Annotated in this window: 5 protein-coding genes; 3 read left to right on the top strand and 2 right to left on the bottom strand. The window is 37.0% G+C overall.

The genetic code is table 11. The features are described from left to right. Window positions 1-171 precede the first annotated feature (171 nt). Window positions 172-1,554 carry an oxygen-independent coproporphyrinogen III oxidase gene (gene hemN, locus IQ228_RS21000; protein WP_193964283.1) on the top strand — a complete coding sequence of 461 codons (1,383 nt, stop codon included), beginning with the start codon at window positions 172-174 and terminating at the stop codon, window positions 1,552-1,554. 290 nt (window positions 1,555-1,844) lie between these two features. Then, a complete protein-coding gene (locus tag IQ228_RS21005; RefSeq protein WP_039202108.1) occupies window positions 1,845-2,117 on the top strand; it encodes a GlsB/YeaQ/YmgE family stress response membrane protein in 273 nt (90 codons plus the stop codon). 269 nt (window positions 2,118-2,386) lie between these two features. Here the strand turns inward: IQ228_RS21005 and IQ228_RS21010 are convergent, their stop codons facing one another. Next, window positions 2,387-3,583, bottom strand: coding sequence for a site-2 protease family protein (locus IQ228_RS21010; protein WP_193964285.1), 1,197 nt, complete (start codon window positions 3,581-3,583; stop codon window positions 2,387-2,389). Window positions 3,584-3,831: 248 nt separating this feature from the next. Beyond that, a complete protein-coding gene (gene psaK / locus IQ228_RS21015; RefSeq protein WP_027403464.1) occupies window positions 3,832-4,080 on the bottom strand; it encodes a photosystem I reaction center subunit PsaK in 249 nt (82 codons plus the stop codon). Between the two features lie 129 nt (window positions 4,081-4,209). On the opposite strand from psaK, the gene IQ228_RS21020 reads away from it, so the two are divergent. After that, window positions 4,210-4,863, top strand: a complete 654-nt coding sequence (locus IQ228_RS21020; protein WP_193964287.1) for a phosphoribosylanthranilate isomerase — start codon at window positions 4,210-4,212, stop codon at window positions 4,861-4,863. Window positions 4,864-4,957 lie beyond the last annotated feature (94 nt).

Raw genomic sequence — 4,957 nt, forward strand, 5'->3', positions numbered from 1 at the left:
CTCTTCCTCTGTGTTCTCTGTGCCTCTGTGGTTCGTCAAAAAATAATGCTAACTACAAACAAATAGAATAAATATATTCTATTTGCTAAATCCTAAATTACAACATTAAATCGGGAAAATTGATTACTTCCCAACAACACAGAAATATACTCACATTTATTGGAGACTGTAATGGTTTTTCTATTACCTGGCGTTAAGTTTGATTTTGATCTAATTCAAAAGTATGATACTCGCGCTCCTAGATACACGAGTTATCCCCCAGCAACAGAATTAAGTGAAAATTTCACCGCAAGAGAGTTTCAATCTGCAATTACCGCTTCCAATCAACGAAAAACTCCCCTATCTTTGTATTTTCATATTCCTTTTTGCCAAAGTGCTTGCTATTTCTGTGGTTGCAATACGGTAATTACCAATAACAAGAATATGGCTATTCCATATCTAGAACATTTGGAACAGGAAATCAAAAATACTTCAGCTTTAATTGATAAAGATAGAAAGGTACTTCAGATTCATTGGGGTGGAGGTACACCAAATTATTTAGAACTTAATCAAGTAGAATTCCTGTGGAAAAGTATTACCCATAATTTTCAAATTGCTTCAGATGCAGAAGTATCTATTGAAATTAACCCCCGCTATGTGACTAGAGATTACATCTTGTTTCTGAGGGATATTGGCTTTAATCGTATTAGTTTTGGTATTCAAGATTTTAACCCAGAAGTACAAAAAGCAGTGAATCGCATTCAACCAGAATCATTGCTATTTGATGTGATGAGTTGGATTAAGGAGGCTAAATTTAATAGTGTGAATGTAGACTTAATTTATGGTTTACCCTATCAAACTCTTGATACTTTTCGGGAAACATTACACAAGACAATGACGTTAGATGCTGATAGAATTGTCGTGTTTAATTTTGCTTATGTGCCTTGGATTAAACCTGTGCAAAAAATGATTCCTCAAGACGCATTACCGGGAGCAGAAGAAAAGTTAGATATTCTCAAAATGACAATTGAGGAATTAACTAATAACGAGTACCTGTTTATTGGCATGGATCATTTTGCTAAAAATAATAACGAATTAGCGATCGCTCAACGTCATGGTACACTAAAACGTAATTTCCAAGGTTATACTACCCATGCAGAAACTGAATTATTTGGGTTTGGGGCTACATCTATTAGTATGTTAGAAGATGCCTATGCTCAAAACCACAAGGAATTAAAGGATTATTACAAAGCAGTTGCGAGTGGTGTAATTCCTACTAGTAAAGGTATTAAACTCACTCAAGATGACATTATTAGACGGGATGTAATTATGTCCATAATGTCTCACTTTCAACTAAATAAGTTAGAAATTGAACAGAAGTATCATATCAATTTTGATAGATATTTCTCCTATGAACTCAAAGAATTAGCACCTCTACAAGCTGATGGATTAGTAAATGTCTTAGCTGATGAAATCCATATTACTGATATTGGCAGATTGCTAGTTAGAAATATTGCGGTTGTTTTCGATACTCATACAAGAACTAGAGAGACAAAATTCTCTCGTTCTATTTAATTAGAATTGCTATGCAATACTACTCGGTTAAGACTAAAAAACATTATATGGTAGGTTTGGTTAACGCAAAGAAACCCAACATTATCAAGAATTTTGTTGAGTTTTGCTGTGGCTTAAACCAACCTACATTTTATTAACCGAGCAGTATTAAATTGGTATGTGTGATGATTTATGAAGAGAACAAAACTACATACCTTTTGATTTATATAGTTTACGTCATTAGATAGAAATAAATAATATGAAGCTTTGATAAATTTAACATAACTTGAGTCAAATTTTTGAGGACATCCATGAATATTATTACTTGGATAATTTTAGGACTATTAGCTGGTGTAATTGCCAAATCAGTCTATCCTGGTTATCAAGGTGGGGGGATGATATCCACCATGATATTAGGTATTGTTGGTGCTTTTATCGGTGGAACTTTATTTACTCTCATTCGTACAGGGACCTTACAACTTACATCTGCATCTTTAAGTATTCCTGGAGTAGTAGTGGCAGTTATAGGGGCAATTATTGCGATTTATTTATGGGGGTTATGGCAAAGAAGCAGCAGAGTATAACTTAACAATAGTTAGGATGATAAATTTTGTTTTTTAGGTGAAAGTTTGCAGGAGCTAAAATCATGTTTTTTCACAAAAAAGAATCAATTCACCCTGTCAAAGTTGAGTGAATGTCTTTTTGGTAATATTCAACCAGATGAAACTGTCTGCTAAATAAAAATTTTATTGTCAGAATCAGGATTTACAGGATTTAAGGATTTACAGGATTTATTAATCATCAAGCATCCTTAATCCTGATTATCCTGATATGGCTACGGTATCAGACATTTTTATGGTTCTACAGACTTTGCTATTACCCCTAATTGTAAACCTGGGGGAAAGCTCCCTTCCTCCTTAATTCGTTTAATTTCCGCAGCAGTAATTGGCAAATTTAACTTTTGTGCTAATGCTTGGACAATATCCCCTCTATCAATGACACCAGCAACAGCATCCGCAGGAGAAAGAACAGTAATTTGAGATAGTTGTTCGGTTTCTAATTTCCTAATTACCTCAGCCAAAGAAGCGGATTCAATCACAGTGGGAATTGTCGTCAAAGGGTGAACAATAGTTTGTAAAGTTTGAGTTTCCCATTCACTTCTTTGCGTTGTCCGCAAGTCATTAATTTTGACTAACCCCCGATAACGACCATCAGCAGCCGCAAAATAAACTTGCGATGTAGTAGTTTCTAAAAGATATAAATCAGCAAATTCTCGCAATGTTTGATTGGCATCAACTACCCGAAAATTACGAGTCATGCCATCGGCTGCTACTAACTTGAGTAAGGTTTCTTGTAATGTGGTGACACGGTCATAACTCTTAGCATTGCGGACTGCAAACCAGCCGATCAAAACCATCCATAAACCCGTGATAAATTCTCTGGTAAAGAAGTCAATCGCAAACCCCAAAGCGATCGCACAATAACCTAAAATTTGTCCAGCTTTTGCTGCCCAGTGTACCGCTAGAAAACGATCGCCTGTAACTTTCCACAAAGCCGCTTTTAATACCTGTCCGCCATCCAAAGGCAAACCAGGAATTAAATTAAATAAAGCCACCACCAAGTTAATCCTCGATAAATCTCCCGTCATTTCATTTAAGGGGTTACTATCAGGAATCAAACTTGAACCTAGACGCAGTAAGAAAAATAGAATCACACTTACCGCCGGACCAGCGATCGCCACCTGAAAAGCCTGACCAGGAGTTTTTGACTCCTCCTCAATTGCCGCCACCCCCCCAAACAAAAACAAAGTAATTGAATTCACCTTAATACCTTGGGATTGTGCAACCAAGCTATGTCCCAACTCATGTAGCAGCACCGAAGCAAATAACAGCAGTGCCATCATCAAACCAGCACTCCAACCCGCAATAGCCCCCCATTGCTGATAAGCTAACCCAAAATTGAGAGTTGTTAACCCCAAAATCACAAACCATAAGGGGTCTAAAAATAAAGGAATGCCAAATAAAGAACCTATTTGCCAATTTGTTTGCATTATTAGATATTTCCAGAAATTCTTTTATAGACAGAAATGTATGTATAAGTAGGTGAACACAATAAAACCAAACTATGTAAAGAAACGTAAAATCGCCCAAACCCTCTTCACTCTTGCCTCTTGCCTCTTGCCTTACTATAACGACAATTTTCAACGCCAACCTACTTAACTCTAGGATAAACAATTTTAAATAGCATAGATCCCCGACTTCTCCAAGAAGTCGGGGATCTGGAATTTGTTAATCTAACTTACAAACGACCAATATTAGTCAGTCCTAACACAATACCAATACCAATTACATGACCAAAAGCCATTGCTCCAATGAATCCTGGTACACTTACAGGCAATACAGGCATCGCGGGTCCAACTTTAGCAGATTTCAGTGCGAAAGTAAATAATAATACAACTGCGCTGCTGGCACTGATAATGATACCGACTGTAGGACTCCACACTGGTGTAACAGGAACGGATGCTGCGGCTAATAAAATTGATGACATGAAATTGTTTTCTCCTAAATGAAAAAATGAATATAGTCCTACAGAATTATAAAATTACCCAGGACAAAGCAAAAGTCTTTAACTTGAATTAAGATACTTTTGTGATTATTTGTAACTTTTCTGATAGAAATGCGGGTTAAAATTTGCGGTATTACTCAACCAGAGCAGTCTCTAGCTATAGCTGCCTTGGGTGCAACAGCACTAGGATTTATCTGTGTTCCCACTTCTCCTCGTTACGTTACCATAGCCCAAATTCAGGCAGCCATAGCTGCACTGGCTGAAGGCAACGCCCCGATTTCCAAAAATATTGATAAAATCGGCGTTTTTGCTAACACTACTATTTCTGAAATTAGTCAAATAGTCAAAAAGTCTGGTTTAACCGGTGTCCAGCTACATGGAGACGAAACACCAGAATTTTGCCAGCAATTACGTCAATCCCTACCCCAAGTGGAAATCATCAAAGCCTTGCGAGTCCGCAGTTTAGAGCATCTACAAACCACCATACATTACACCGATTATGTAGATACTCTACTACTTGATGCTTACCATCCCCAACAACTAGGAGGAACAGGACAAACCTTAGATTGGCATCAACTAAATCAGCAATTTAGCCCTAATCTTCCTTGGTTCTTAGCCGGAGGACTCACACCAGATAATATTTTGACTGCTTTAAGTCAAATTAAACCCAATGGTATTGATCTATCTAGTGGTGTCGAACATTCACCAGGTAACAAAGATTTAGATAAAGTAGCCCTATTATTTCAAAAGTTAGAGAATTGGTAATTGGTAATTGGTAATTGGTAATTGGTAATTGGTAATTGGTAATAGGCAATAGAAAGATAAATAATCTCCCTGCCCCCTACTCCCCCTACTCCCC

It is taken from the genome of Dolichospermum sp. LEGE 00246 (assembly GCF_015207865.1).
Classification (GTDB): Bacteria; Cyanobacteriota; Cyanobacteriia; order Cyanobacteriales; family Nostocaceae; genus Dolichospermum; species Dolichospermum heterosporum.

What these genes read in the sequence shown, in the direction of transcription:
- hemN (WP_193964283.1), top strand. Translation starts at nt 172, where the DNA reads ATGGTTTTTCTATTACCTGGCGTTAAGTTTGATTTTGATCTAATTCAA.
- IQ228_RS21005 (WP_039202108.1), top strand. Translation starts at nt 1,845, where the DNA reads ATGAATATTATTACTTGGATAATTTTAGGACTATTAGCTGGTGTAATT.
- IQ228_RS21010 (WP_193964285.1), bottom strand. Translation starts at nt 3,583, where the DNA reads ATGCAAACAAATTGGCAAATAGGTTCTTTATTTGGCATTCCTTTATTT.
- psaK (WP_027403464.1), bottom strand. Translation starts at nt 4,080, where the DNA reads ATGTCATCAATTTTATTAGCCGCAGCATCCGTTCCTGTTACACCAGTG.
- IQ228_RS21020 (WP_193964287.1), top strand. Translation starts at nt 4,210, where the DNA reads ATGCGGGTTAAAATTTGCGGTATTACTCAACCAGAGCAGTCTCTAGCT.